Origin of the sequence: Prauserella flavalba (genome assembly GCF_003202235.1) — a bacterium.
GTDB lineage: Bacteria > Actinomycetota > Actinomycetes > Mycobacteriales > Pseudonocardiaceae > Prauserella_A > Prauserella_A flavalba.
The window spans coordinates 1,761,397-1,774,886 of sequence record NZ_MASU01000005.1; the positions used below are offsets into that span (position 1 = coordinate 1,761,397).

At 72.3% G+C, this 13,490-nt stretch carries 11 protein-coding genes; 2 read left to right on the top strand and 9 right to left on the bottom strand.

All coding sequences use genetic code 11. From position 1 onward, the window contains the following. Window positions 1–3: 3 nt before the first annotated feature. From BA062_RS15740 to BA062_RS15780, 9 genes are all read right to left on the bottom strand, one after another. The gene (locus BA062_RS15740; RefSeq protein ID WP_110336942.1) at window positions 4–1,407 is read right to left on the bottom strand and encodes an aldehyde dehydrogenase family protein; all 1,404 of its coding nucleotides are present in this window, start codon (window positions 1,405–1,407) and stop codon (window positions 4–6) included. After that, window positions 1,407–2,171 (bottom strand): SDR family NAD(P)-dependent oxidoreductase, encoded by a 765-nt coding sequence (locus BA062_RS15745; RefSeq protein WP_110336944.1) that lies wholly within the window; start codon window positions 2,169–2,171, stop codon window positions 1,407–1,409. The genes BA062_RS15740 and BA062_RS15745 overlap by 1 nt, the downstream gene beginning before the upstream one ends. Then, complete coding sequence (locus BA062_RS15750; RefSeq protein WP_110336946.1) at window positions 2,168–3,520, bottom strand: MFS transporter; 1,353 nt, start codon at window positions 3,518–3,520, stop codon at window positions 2,168–2,170. The genes BA062_RS15745 and BA062_RS15750 overlap by 4 nt, the downstream gene beginning before the upstream one ends. A gap of 118 nt (window positions 3,521–3,638) precedes the next feature. Continuing rightward, window positions 3,639–4,565, bottom strand: a complete 927-nt coding sequence (locus BA062_RS15755; protein WP_110336948.1) for a LysR family transcriptional regulator — start codon at window positions 4,563–4,565, stop codon at window positions 3,639–3,641. A gap of 124 nt (window positions 4,566–4,689) precedes the next feature. Beyond that, window positions 4,690–5,904 (bottom strand): xanthine dehydrogenase family Fe-S subunit, encoded by a 1,215-nt coding sequence (locus BA062_RS15760; protein ID WP_210406856.1) that lies wholly within the window; start codon window positions 5,902–5,904, stop codon window positions 4,690–4,692. Next, on the bottom strand, window positions 5,891–6,781 hold the full coding sequence (locus BA062_RS15765; protein ID WP_110336952.1) for an FAD binding domain-containing protein: 891 nt from the start codon (window positions 6,779–6,781) through the stop codon (window positions 5,891–5,893). Before BA062_RS15765 ends, BA062_RS15760 begins: the two co-directional genes overlap by 14 nt. Before the next feature lie 7 nt (window positions 6,782–6,788). Beyond that, window positions 6,789–7,568 carry an enoyl-CoA hydratase/isomerase family protein gene (locus BA062_RS15770; RefSeq protein WP_110336954.1) on the bottom strand — a complete coding sequence of 260 codons (780 nt, stop codon included), beginning with the start codon at window positions 7,566–7,568 and terminating at the stop codon, window positions 6,789–6,791. A 2-nt stretch (window positions 7,569–7,570) separates the two neighbouring features. Then, window positions 7,571–9,988: a xanthine dehydrogenase family protein molybdopterin-binding subunit gene (locus BA062_RS15775; RefSeq protein ID WP_110336956.1), complete on the bottom strand. Its 2,418-nt coding sequence runs from the start codon at window positions 9,986–9,988 to the stop codon at window positions 7,571–7,573. Then, window positions 9,985–11,535, bottom strand: a complete 1,551-nt coding sequence (locus BA062_RS15780; RefSeq protein WP_110336958.1) for a class I adenylate-forming enzyme family protein — start codon at window positions 11,533–11,535, stop codon at window positions 9,985–9,987. Before BA062_RS15780 ends, BA062_RS15775 begins: the two co-directional genes overlap by 4 nt. 110 nt (window positions 11,536–11,645) lie before the next feature. On the opposite strand from BA062_RS15780, the gene BA062_RS15785 reads away from it, so the two are divergent. Both BA062_RS15785 and BA062_RS15790 read left to right on the top strand, forming a co-directional pair. Continuing rightward, entirely contained in the window at window positions 11,646–12,230 is a 585-nt protein-coding gene (locus BA062_RS15785; protein WP_110336960.1) for a PadR family transcriptional regulator, read from the top strand. Between the two features lie 101 nt (window positions 12,231–12,331). After that, complete coding sequence (locus BA062_RS15790; protein WP_210406857.1) at window positions 12,332–13,489, top strand: mandelate racemase/muconate lactonizing enzyme family protein; 1,158 nt, start codon at window positions 12,332–12,334, stop codon at window positions 13,487–13,489. Window position 13,490: the final 1 nt, after the last annotated feature.

Below are 13,490 nucleotides of genomic sequence, written 5' to 3' on the forward strand. Positions count from 1 at the left end.
TGCCTACCTCCCGGCTCCGAAATGGACGTGCTTGAGCTCCGTGAACTGTTCGATGCCCTCGACACCGCGGGTACGGCCGAGGCCGGAGGCGCCGTGGCCGCCGCTGGGCATCTCCGCGTACGAGCGGTTGTAGCCGTTCACCCAGACCGTGCCCGCGCGCAGCCTGCGCGACACCCGCCACGCCCGGTCCAGGTCGCTCGTCCACAGCGCCGCCGCGAGCCCGTACGGCGTCGCGTTCGCGAGCCGGACGGCATCGTCCTCGTCGTCGAACGGCTCGATGCTGAGCAGCGGGCCGAACAGGTCGTGCTGTACCAGCGGCGAGTCCGGCGCGGCGCCGGTGACCGCCGCCGGGGTGACGAAGTGCCCCGGCAGGCCGTCGGCATCGGCCGGCTCACCGCCGGTGAGCAGCCTCGCCCCGGTGCGCGCCAGGTCCACATACCCGGTGAACCGCTCCAGCGCGGGTGCGGAGATGAGCGGGCCGAGGTCGGTGTTCTCCTCCCGCGGATCACCGGTACGCAGCGACCGGAGCACGTCGACCACGCGGTCGCGCACCCGGTCGAACACGCCGCGCTGCACGAGCAGCCGCGTACACGCCATGCACATCTGGCCGGTCGTGATCACCGAGGCCCGCGCCGCCGTCTCGGCCGCGGCGTCAACGTCGGCGTCGGCGAACACCGTCATCGCCGCCTTGCCGCCGAGTTCCAGCAGGGTGCGGGTCATGTCGGGCGCGGCCGCGGAACGGATGGCCGCGCCCACGGCCGTCGAGCCCGTGAACGCGACGGCCCGCACGAGCGGATGCGTCACGAGCGCCTCGCCGACGAGCCCGTCCCCGGCGACGACCCGCACCACGTCCTCGCCGATACCCGCCTCGTGGGCGAGGCGCACGGCCCGCTGCGTGACCAGCGTGGTCTGCGGCGCGGGTTTCACGAGCGCGGTCACGCCGGCCGCGAGTGCGGGCGCCAGATCCCGCAGGAGCAGCAGCAACGGCCAGTTCCACGGCACGATCAGCGCCGTGACCCCCACCGGCTCCCGCACCAGATGCGCCTGCGAGCCGTCCGGCAGGGTCCCCGCCCTGCCGTTGACCAACCGGGTGAGGCCCGCGTTGTAGCGCAGGGCGTCGACGGCGCCCGCCACCTCGATGCGGGCCTCGCGGACCGGTTTGCCGCTTTCGGCGACGAGTGCGGAGACCAGTTCGTCCCCGTGCCCGGCGAGCAGGTCCGCCCAGCGCCAGAGCGCGAGCTGCCGCAGCTTGGCGTCCACCGGCCAGCTGTCCCGCATCGCCTGGTCGGCCGCGTGCGCGGCCTTGTCGAGCTCCCCCGGCGTGACAGCGGCGACCTCGCCCAGCACGCGCAGGGTCGCCGGGTCGGCCGGGGTGGCGTCCTGCGGGATCTTCCAGTCCGTGTCCATCACACGAACACCCCGCCACCGTCGACGACCACGGTCTGCCCGGACACGAACGCGCTGGCGTCGCTGACGAGCCACAGCACCGCGCCCACCAGATCGTCCGGCCGCATCGCCCTGGGCAGCGAGCGGCTCGCGGCGGCGTTCGCGACGTAACCGTCGTCGTTGATCGCCCGGGTCGCCTCGTCGTCGACGAGACCCGGCGAGACGGCGTTGACGCCGATGCCGTCGCGGCCGAGTTCCCTGGCCGCGGCCCTGGTGAGGCCCTCCACCGCGGCCTTCGAGGCCACGTAGTGGGCGAACCCGGCGGCGCCGGTGCGCGTGACCACGGAGGCGACGTTGACGATGCGGCCGCCGCCCCGTGCCCGCAGCGCGGGCAGCGCCGCCCGGATCACCTGCCACGTGCCGCGCACGTTGACGCGCAGCACGGTGTCCCAGTCCGCCGCGGTGAGCTCCTCCAGCGGGCGTTTGTGGCCGAGCGCCTTGTAGACGGCGGCGTTGTTCACCACCGCGTCCAGTCCGCCGAAGCGGTCCACGGCCAGTCGCACCGCACCGTCCACATCGGAGTCGTCGGTGATGTCGCAGCGGGTGAAGACCGCGCTGCCGGGCCCGTCGGCGCCCGCCTTCTCCGCCTGCTCCGCCCCGTCGGCGAGGTCGGCGGCGACCACGTCGGCCCCCGCCGCCGTGAGCGCCCGCAGATAGGTGGCACCGATGTCTCCCGTGCAGCCGGTGAGCAGCACGACCTTGCCACGCAGGTCGGGTGCGGTCATGAGACTTCCTCTCTGTCCGAAACGGTCGCCCTCGGGGCTTCCTCGTTCTCCATGGAGCCCTTGGTCTCCGGGCTGATCACGTTCGCCACGAGGAACACGGCGACCATGACGACCAGGAAAACCATGAGCCTGCCGGGCACGTCGGACAGCCCGGGGCTCGCCAGGTTCACGAACGTGGGCATGAGCCCGCCGACCATGAAGCCGAGGTTCCAGCAGACCGCCGTGCCGCGGGAACGCAGCGACGTCGGGTAACGCTCGTTCAGGAACACCATCACGGGCGAGTAGGCGGCGTTGGCCAGGAACGCCAGCAGGATCGAGTACCACAGGATCGCCGTGGTGTCACCGGGATCGCTGCTCGTGATCAGCCACACCAGCAGCGGCAGCGCGACCAGGTTGACGCCGCCGAAGAGCAGCATCGTGCGGCGCCTGCCGAGGTGCTCGGACAGCTCCCCGGCGATGATCGTCGCGACCACCACGCCGAGGCTGGAGACGAGCAGGATCACGCCCTGCACCGTGCCCCTGACGCCGGTGACCTCACCGAGCAGCGTCGGCAGGTAGCCGGAGGTCAGGTAGTACTGGGAGCCCGCTCCGGCGACGAGCACGATGTTGAGCGCGAACATCCTTCCCCGGCCGCCGCGCACCAGGTCGCTGATGCGCACCTTCGCGGGCGGGCCCGCCTGCTGGGCGGCCTTCCACAGCGGCGACTCCTCGACGCCGCGCACCACCAGGTAGCTCAGCATCGCCGCGACCAGACCGGCGAAGAACATCACACGCCAGCCCCACACGTCGAACTCGTCACCGGGGAAGAGGTGGTTGACGAGAATGAACAGCCCGCTGGCCAGCGCGGCGCCCAGCCCGGCCCCGCCACCGCCGACGAGCCCGGACATCAGGCCGCGCCAGCGCGGCGGCACGCTCTCCGTGCCCAGGGTGTGGGTGGCCGCGACGACCCCGCCCACGAACACACCCTGCACCAGGCGCAGTGCCAGGAACAGCAACGGTGCGGCGAGCCCGGCGGCGGCGTAGGTGGGCACGGCGCCCATCGCCGCGGTCGACAGCCCGACCCCGGCGAGCACGATCACCATCGTCTTCTTGCGCCCGCTCCGGTCGGCGACGGCGCCGAAGATCGCCGCACCCGCGGGGCGCAGCAGCACGCTCACCGCGAACGAGGCGTACACGGCGGCGAGGCTGAGTGTCGGGCTGTGCGCGGGGAAGATCAGCTCGCCGACCGTGCCCGCGATGTAGAGCAGGATGAACAGGTCGAACAGATCGAACGCCCAGCCCGCGACCGACGTGAAGGCCGCGTACAGGGTGGCACGACGGGAGAGCCCGCCCGTGGCGGGAGCCGACATGACCCACCTCCTTGTGAGAATCGCGCCTGGTAGGCATTACAGTGCGCCGCGCGACGCGCGGCGATGGGCAGTTGCCTACCGCGGCGGTAGGCAACGGCTATGGCAGTGACTGTGAGAACTAGACGCCCAGCCCGAGACCGTCCACTGTGGTGTCAGCGGTGTCGGCACCGAACCGCCTGACCTCGGTGAGCAGCAGGTCGAGCAGGGCCAGCGCGGCGGGAGCGAGCTGGCCGCCCGCGCGCCACACGACACCGAGCTCGCGGGAGTCCCGTGGATCGTTCAGCCGGACCGTCGGTTCGTAGCCGGAGGCGACGAGCCGCGGCACGACCGAGACGCCGACGCCGTTGCGGACCATCCCGCACAGCACGGACAGCTGCTCGGTCTCGACGGTCACCTTCGGGGTGAAGCCGTGCCTGTGGCACGCCGTCTCCAGAATGCTCCGCAGGCCCGAACCCTGTTGCATGCCCACGAAGTCGTCGCCGGACAGCTCCGCGAGGTCGAGCTCGGCCCGGTCGGCGAGCCGGTGCCCCGGCGGCAGCATCGCCACCATCGGTTCGCGGATCAGTACCCTGCCGGTGATTCCCGGCCGTTCCCACGGCGCCCGCACCACGGCGAGGTCCAGTTCGCCCACCTGCACCATGCGCTCGAACTCCGCGGAGACGTTGTGCTCGATCAGCCGCAGTTCGACGTCCGGGTAGGCGGCGCGATAGTCCGCCAGGACCTTCGGCAGCAGCGTCGCCCCGACGCTCGGCAGCGCCCCGATCGCGAGCCTGCCGCGCTGCAGGTCGCGCACCGCGACGGCTTCCTCCCGCGCGCGCTCCAGGTGGAACAGCGCCGGGCGAGCGTGTTCGAGGAACGCCTCGCCCGCAGTGGTCAGCGTGACCTTGCGGCCCAGCCGTTCGAACAACGCGACGCCGAGTTCCTTCTCCAGCTTGCGGATCTGCACCGACAGTGACGGCTGGGCGAGGTAGAGCACCTCGGCGGCGCGGGTGAAGCTGCCCGCGTCGGCCACTGCCGCCACGTACCGGAGCTGGTGGAGTTCCATGGGACTAGCGAGGGCGCGGGTGGTCGTGAGTCGTGCTCATGCCACCCTCCTGATCGCCGACGGCCCGTCGAACCGGACCATATGTTTCGGACTGTGGAAACAGTATGTTCTGAGCCACGCGACGTCAACGAGCGGCACCACTCCCCTTCCTTCGCGGGCGGCGGAGCCGGTCGAGCAGCGAGCCCAGCATCAGCCGCAGCGCGCTGGGTGCGCGTACGGGACCGGACGGGGCCTCGCCGGACGTCGCCGCCTCCGCGACCGCCGCCGCGAACTGCTCGAACATCCGCCTGCTGATGTCGCCGGCGAGCGCGCGGCCGAACTGCGCGATCCGGCCGGTGAGGTACACCTTGGCGTCGGCGTGCAGCACCGTGCCCTCGCCGGAGGGCTCGGTGCGCAGCTCGATGTCGGCCTGCGTCTGCGCGCCGCCGCTGTCCTGGCCCTGCGCCAGCACCCGCAGCCTGCGCGCCGCCCGGTCGTGCTCGAGAACCTGGGCCACGCCCTTGAACGCGAGCTTGACCGGGCCGACCGAGACCCTGGCCCTGCCCGCGTACTGGTCGCCGCCGAGCTCGCCGGTCAGCTCAGCGCCGGGCAGGCAGCGTGCGAGCAGCCCGATGTCGTCGAAGACGTCCCACACCTGGTCGCCTGCCACCGCGATCTCGGTGGTGATCCGCACCGCGATGGTCGGCTCCCCGCCGGGCAGCACGATCTCCACGGACTTCGGCGCGTCGTCCGGGGGCTCGTCGCTGTCCTGCCCACCGCCGACGCGGCCGGTGGCGCGCCCGGCGAGGGCTCTCGCTCCGCAGTTGCCCGGCGCGGGAATCCCGTCGGGGAACCGTTCCTGCGTCTCCCGCACGGCGGTGACGATGTTGCGGTACCCGGTGCACCGGCAGATCACGCCGGAGAGCTCCTCGGGCAGTTCCTCGGCGGCCACGCCGGGTTTGTCGGTGAGCAGGTCGTAGGAGCTCATGAGGAACCCGGGCGTGCAGAACCCGCACTGCAGCGCGTGGTTGCGGCCGAACGACTCCTGCAGCGGGTGCAGCGCGTCCGGCTTGCCGAGGCCCTCGACGGTCACGATGTCGGCGCCGTCGAGCTGCACGGCGAACAGCAGGCACGCGCGCGCCGCCTGCCCGTCGACGAGCACGGTGCACATGCCACACACGCCGTGCTCGCAGCCGACGTGCGTGCCCGTGAGACCGAGGTGGTCGCGCAGCGCGTCCGACAGCGTCACCCTCGCGGGCAGCTCCAGCGTCGCCGGCGTGCCGTTGACGGTGAAGCTCACCTCGACCGCCTCGCCCGCCTCCGCCCGCACCGGCCGCAGCGGGCGCTCACTCGTGGTCATCGGCATCCCTTCCCCGTGTCCGCGTGTAGGCCTTGGCGAGTTCGCGGCTCGCCAGCACGCCGAACAGCCGGCGCCGGTAGTCCCGGGAGGCGTGCACGTCACCCTCGGTGTCGACCATGTCCTCGACGACGTCCGCGAGCCGGGACCGCAGGGCCGCCTCCAGGTCACCGGAGTCGAGCGCCTCGGCCAGTTCCGCGCCCACCGAGCGCGTCACCGGCCGGTCGGAGATCCCGAAACCGGTCAGCACGGCGCTCGGCTCGCGGCCCTCGGCGTTGACGTGCACGGCGACCCCGGCGAGCGCGAAGTCGCCGTGCCTGCGGGCGATCTCGGCGAAGCCGTACCCGTCGCCCGGCCCCGCGAGCGGGAACCGGACGGATGTGAGCACGTCGCCGGGACCGAGGGCGGTCATCATCGCCCCGGCGAAGAAGTCCCGCGCCGCCACCTGCCGCGCGCCGTCCTGCCCGGTGACCGTCAGCGACGCGTCGAGACAGCACGCCACGGCGGGCAGCTCCGCCGCGGGGTCGGCGTGCGCGAGGCTCCCGCACACGGTCCCCCTGCTGCGCAGCTCCCGGTGCCCGACCCACGGCAACGCCATGCCCAGCAGCGGAACCTCCCGGCTCACCGGGTCGCGCTCCACCGCGCGCTGCCGCACGGTGGCGCCGATCTCGGCGAAGCCGCCGGAGCGCTCGATGCGCCCCAGCTCGGCGATCCCGTTGATGTCCACGAGCACGTCCGGCCTGGCCAGGCGCATGGCGAGCACGGGAACCAGTGACTGCCCTCCCGAGATGACCTTGCCTCCCCCGTCGGAACGGGCGAGCTCGGCGAGCGCCTCGGCGAGGCGGGCCGGGCGGGCGTAGGCGAACGGCGCGGCCTTCACTCGCTGGTCACCGGCCCTGGAACTTCGGCGCGCGCTTCTCGGCGAACGCGGCGACGCCCTCGGCGAAGTCCTTGCTGGAGCGCAGCATCGAGTACGCCTTGCGCTCCAGCTCGATGCCGGAGTAGAGCGGGGCGTCGACGCCCTTGTCGAGCACCTCCTTGGCGGTACGCGCGGCCAGCGGCGAGAAGCCGAGCAGCACGCCCACGACGCGCTCCACCTCGGCGTCCAGCGCGGCCCGGTCGGGCACGACGTTGGCCACGAGGCCCCAGTCTCCGGCCTGCCGCGCCTTGATCCTGCTCGCGGTCATGATGTGGTATTTGGCCCTGGACAGGCCGATGAGCCGCGCGAGCCGCTGGGTGCCGCCGGAGCCGGGGATCATGCCGAGCCGCATCTCGGGCAGGGCGAATTCGCTGCGCTCGGTGCACACGCGGATGTCGGTGGACAGCGCCAGCTCGAGGCCCACGCCGAAGCAGTAGCCGTCGACGGCGGTGATCACCGGCTTGGGGCTGCGTGCCGGTGCGGTCACGTTGTGCCCGAGGTCGGTGAAGTCGATCGGGTCGACCTCCATGAAGCCGGGGATGTCACCGCCCGAGGAGAAGTGCTCGCCCTCGCCCCGGATCACCACGACCTGGATGTCGTCGTCGGCGTCGATCTCGGCGAAGCGGTCGGCCATCACCTGCCGCGTCTCCCAGGTGATGATGTTGAACTTGCCGTGGTCGAGCGTCAGGTAGGCGACGCGGCCGTCGTGGCCGCGCTCCAGCCGGATCTCGCCTCCGGTGAGTGCCATGCTCAGTTCTTCCTTTCCGTGGTGAGTGCGCTGCGTTCCAGCAGCTGGTGCACGACGTTGCCGTGCAGGGGCAGGCTCGTGATCTCCACGCCCTCGGGGCGCAGCGCGTCGGCGACCGCGTTGGCGATGGCGACGGGCAGGCTCATGCAGCTGCCCTCGCCGCAGCCCTTGGCGCCGAGCTTGGTCAGCGGTGACGGCGTCTCCAGGTGGTCGCTGTCGAGCGCGTAGGTCGTCTCCGCCGACGTGGGGCACAGGTAGTCCATGAACGTGGCGGTGGGCTGTCCCGCCTCGGAGTAGCGCATCTCCTCGTACAGCGCGCCGCCGAGCGCGTGGGCCAGCGCGCCGTGCACCTGTCCCTCCAGCAGCACCGGGTCCAGGATGGTGCCCGCGTCGTGGACGGTGAACACCTGCTCCAGCCGCACCTCGCGGGTCTCGACGTCGATGCGGACCACGGCGAGTTCGGCGACGAAGCCGTAGCACAGGCTGGAGTTGATCTGGTCGGTCCGGCTCGGCGCCTTCGACTCGGGCGGCGTGAACGCGGCTTCCTCGTAGAGCCGCGCGGGCACGCCGGGCGGCAGCGAGCCCGGGTCCCAGTGCACGACTCCGGCGGCGTGCCGGAACGGCACTGACCGCGCGGGCTCGTCGCGCAGCCGCACCGATCCCTCGGCGAGCTCGACCGCGGCGGCGTCGGCACCGAGCAGCGTCGCGCCCGCGATCCTGATGGTCTCCGCGAGCCGCTCGCTGGCCTCCACGAGCGCGCTGGTGAGCAGCGGCGCGAACCGCGACGAGTAGCTGCCCGAGCTGATCGTCCACGGGGTGGTGGCGGTGTCCATCTCCACGACGGGCCGCACCTGCTCGCGTGGCAGGCCGAGTGCGTCCGCCACCACCTGCTGCGCCACCGTCGCGTGGCCCTGGCCCTGCGGGACGGTGCCGAGCAGCACCGACACCAGCCCGTTCGGATCGACGGAGATCCGCACGTGCTCGGTGGAGCCGGACTTGCCGCGGCCCTTCGCCCGCTGCTCGGCGGGCGTGGCGAGCCCGACGTAGCCGATGTTGGTGGCCGAGGGGTCGACGATCGTGGCGAGCCCGATGCCCAGGTACTCGCCCCGCTCGCGCGCCCTGGCCTGGTCCTGCCGCAACGCCTGGTAGTCGGCGTTCTTCAGCAGCAGGTCCAGTGCCGCGTGGTAGTCGCCGGAGTCGTAGATGCCCCCGGTTGGCGTCGCGTAAGGGAAGTCGGTGCCACGGACGAAGTTGCGCCTGCGCAGCTCCCCCGGGTCGAGGTCGCAGCGCAGCGCGACCTCGTCCATGAGCCGTTCGAGTCCGAAGTAGAGCTGCTGGCCACCGAACCCGCGGTTGAGGCCCGTGGGCGTCTTGTTGGTGACCACCGCGCGGGACCGGATGGACACGGCGTCGATCCGGTACGCCCCGGTGATGTTGCCGAAGCAGCGGTAGAGCGTGCTCGGCTCGGGCGGGCGCAGGTAGCCGCCCACGTTGTCGATCAGGTCGGCGCGCAGGCCCCGCACGCGACCGTCGGCCGAGACGGCGGCCTCGAAGCGCATCCTGCGGTCGGAACCGGCCGAGCTGCCCAGCAGGTGCTCCACCCTGTCCTCGGTCCAGCGCACGGGCCTGCCCGCGTGCTTGCTGGCCAGCGCCAGCAGCGCGACGTAGGGATAGATCCCGGCCTTGATGCCGAAGCTCCCGCCGTTGTCGGCGGGGATGCGCAGCCGGATCCGCGACGCGGGCAGGCCGAACGCCCCGGCCAGCACCGCCACCATCGAGAACGGGCCGTGGAAGTTGGCCCACGCCTCGATGGCGGGCCCGTCGGCCTCGTCCTGCCACTCGGCCACCACCGAGTAGCACTCCATCGGCGTCGACGAGTAGCGCGGGAAGTCGTACTCGCCGACCACGACGCGGTCGGCGCGGGCGAAGACCTCGTCCACGTCCCCGAAGGTGAACGTGCGGTCGGTGGCGACGTTGCTCTCGGCCGTGTCGTGCAGCAGGGGCGCGTCCGGCGCGAGCGCGTCGTCGATCTCCACGACGGGCGGCAGCGGCTCGTAGTCGATGTGCACCAGCTCCGCGGCGTCCTCGGCGGCATAGCGGTCGGCCGCGACGACGATCGCCACCGGCTCGCCGACGAACCGCGCCTTGTCCACCGCGGTCGGGTAGTACGGCATCGGGGTCTTCACCGCCAGCGGGAACGGCTTGAGCTCGGCGGCCACCTCCTCGGGCCCGACCACCGCGGCGACGCCCGGATGCCTGCGCGCACGCGAGAGGTCCACGCCGCGGATCCGCGCGTGCGGGTGCGGGCTGCGCACGATCGCGGCCGTGAGCGTGCCCGCGAAGGGGTCGAGGTCGTCGAGGAACCTGCCGCGGCCGGTGAGCAGCGCGGGGTCCTCGATCCTGGCGGTGGTGCGCGTCATGTCCGCTCCTGCAGGTCGTGTTCGGCGAGCACCTCGTAGTGCCCGGCCCCGAGCTCGCGGCGCAGGATCTTGCCCACGGCCGACTTCGGGATCTCGGTGACGGCGACGACGCGCTTGGGCCGTTTCAGGGAGGGCAGGCCCGCGCCGTCCCGCGCGAACTCCGACAGCGTCTCGACGGCCAGCGCGGGCTCGGTTCCCGGTTCGGGGACGAAGAACGCGGTGACGGCCTGGCCCCAGCGGTCGTCGGCCGTGCCCGCGACGACCACCTCACGCACCGCGGGGCAGCGGACGAGCGCGTCCTCGATCTCGTCGGGGTAGATGTTCTCGCCGCCGGAGTTGATCATGTCGTCGACGCGGCCCGCGACCCACAGGTCGCCGTCCTCGTCGGCCACGGCGAGGTCGCCGGGGAAGTACCAGCCGTCCCGGATCGACCTGGCGTCGGCGTCGGGGCGGTTCCAGTACCCGGCGAACGCCTCGGGACCGGACATCGACACGGCGAGCTGGCCCTGCTCCCCCGGCGCCACTACGTCCCCGGGACTCGCGCCCGGCTCGGGTGCGACGAGCCGGACGCGGGAGAACACCCCGGCCCTGCCCGCGCTGCCGGGTTTCGCGCGGACGTCGGGACCGATCGTGAACGTGTAGATCTCGGTGCTGCCGAAGTGGTTGACGAACCGCGACGGCCGCAGGGTCTCCGTCAGCCGCTCGGCCAACGCCGTGGTCATCGCGGCACCGGCGTAGGCGAGCTTGTCCACCGACGTGGCCTCGCCGAGCCTGCCGGTGTGCAGCAGGGACCAGTAGATCGTGGGCACCAGGTAGAGGCAGCTCACGCGCTCGCGGGTGATCAGCTCCAGCGCCTCGTCCGCGTCGAACCGCGCCTGGGGCACCCACGTGCCCGCCGAGAGCACCGTCGCGAGCAGCGTGCGCATGCCCATCGTGTGGAACAGCGGCATGACGCCGAGTGTGGTGTCGAAGTAGGACTGTCCACTCTGGATGAGATGGGCCAGCGCGGCGTAGTGCTCGGCGGAGTGGCTGCGGGGAACGCCCTTGGGCTTGCCGGTGGTTCCCGAGGTGTAGAGCATGACGCTGGTCGCGGCCGGGTCGGCCGAGCCGAACGGGGTGCCTGCGCCGCCGCGTGCGGCGAGCTGCTCGATCGTCCCCGCGCCCGGACCCGAGCGCAGGCGCGGCACCCCGGGCACGGCGTCCAGCGCGGCCGTCACCAGCTGCTCGTTGGCCTCGTCGTGGATCACCAGCGCGGGAGCGGCGTCGGCGACGCAGTAGGCGAGTTCCTCGGGGCCGAACCGGAACGACAGCGGCACCGACACGGCGCCGAGCTTCTGCGCGGCCAGGTGCAGGCTGGCCAACGGAAGCCCGCCGGACAGCACGAGCACCACCCGGTCGCCGGGACGCACGCCCTGCCCGGCCAGCGCGAGGGCGAGCCGGTCGGTGCGGTCGTCCCATTCGGCGTAGCTGAGGGGCTCGGGGCCTCCGACGGCGCGGCGATCCGGATATCGCTCGGCGGTCCAGCGCAGCGCTGTGCCCAGATCCATGACTGCTCTCCGTTGCAACAGTTCGGGGACGGGAAGGGGAACCAGTCGACGATCATCTGATTGGAATCGTCTGTTTCAGACTGTCCAGAACGTACGATAGCCTTCGAGGCATGTCAAGCGTCCGGCTGTCCACGACGTCCTACGTCGTCCTCGGCATGATCGCCCTGCGCGGTCCGTCGACGCCCTACGACCTCAAACGCGCGATCGGCCGCTCCGTCGGCTACTTCTGGAGCTTCCCGCACGCGCAGCTGTACTCGGAGCCGAAGCGGCTCGAGGACGCCGGCCTGCTGGAGCTCGAGGAGGAGCAACACGGGCGCAGGCGCAAGCTCTACACGATCACCACCGAGGGCGAGACCGCTCTGCGGACCTGGCTCAGCGAACCGGTGAACGCGCATTTCGAGCTGCGCGACGTCGCCGAGATCAAGCTGTTCTTCAACGAGCTGGCCACCCCCGAGGACGTCGCGCGCCTGGCCTCGGGGCAGATCGAGCAGCACGAACGCCGGATCGCCGAATACGAGTCCATGCAGAAGCGCTACAGCGACATCGACGACGTTGCCAGCCGCATGGTGACCCTCGAACTCGGGCTCGGCATGGAACGCGCCGCACTGAGCTTCTGGCGCGATGTGGCCGGCCGGGTCGAACGCGGTGAGTTCCCGGCTCCCCCGGCGCGGGAGGCGGCGCGGCGCGCCAGGTGACATAGCCGGTCCCTATCGTTGCCATCACGCTTTGCGCATTGCCGCGAGCGGGCCCCGGTCGCAGGGTCATCTACGACCGATACCGCCAGAGAGGACGAGCGATGGGGCTGCCCGGCGACGACCTGCGCATCACGGAGGTGACCGCGTTCGGTGTCTCCGTGCCCACCCCGCCGCACGCTCAGGTGGATCTCGGCTTCGGCCGCTCGGTCAAGCGCGACGCGGTGCTGGTGCGCGTGCGGACCGAGGCCGGGATCACCGGCTGGGGCGAATCGCACCACGGCCGCGCGCCGGGCACCGTCGCGCACCTGATCGACACCGCGCTCGCACCGCTGCTCACCGGCGCCGACGCCGCCGACGTCACCGGGGCAGGCAGCACGCTCGCCCGTGCACAGCTGCGGGGGCTCGGTCTCGGCACCGCCGCGGCCATCGCGATGAGCGGCATCGACCTCGCGCTGTGGGACATCCGCGCCAAGGCGGCGGGCTGGCCGCTGCACCGCCTCCTCGGCGGCGCCCCGCGCGCGATCCCGGCCTACGCGGGCGGCGTCGCGCTCGGCTACCAGCCTCCGCCGGTGCTCGCCGAGGAGGTGCATCGCCTGCGCGAGCGCGGTTTCCGTGCCGTGAAGCTGCGCATCGGTGACAACCCGGGCGCCGACGCCGAGCGCGTCGCCGCCGTCCGCGAGGCCCACCCGGACACGACCATCCTCACGGACGCCAACACCGCGTACACACTGGAGCAGGCGCTGGCGGTGCTGCCCGCGCTCGCCGAGCACGAGGTCGGGTGGCTGGAGGAACCGCTGCCCCGTACCGACGCCGCGGGCTACGCCGAGCTGGCCCGTCGCGGCACCGTGGCGCTGGCCGCGGGTGAGAACCACTTCACCCGCTACGAGTTCGCCGAGCTCGTGCGGGCCGGCAGCGTCCGCGTGCTCCAACCCGATCTGTCCAAAGTGGGTGGACTGACCGAGGCGCTGCGGGTGGCGGCGCTGGCCTCGGCGTGGCACCTGCCGGTGCACCCGCACACGGCGAGCACCGGGGTGAACATGGCCGCGACCGCTCATTTCCTGGCCGCGATCGACAACGCGGGCTACTTCGAGGCCGACGTCTCGGCGAACGCGGCCCTGCACACCGAGCTCACCTCCGCCCCGTTCACCCCGGGCCAGGACGGGACCGTGCGACCACTCGACGCGCCGGGAATCGGCGTCGACATCGACGAGGACTTCCTGGCGGCACACCCCCTGATCGACGGGCCCGGCTTCCGCTGAG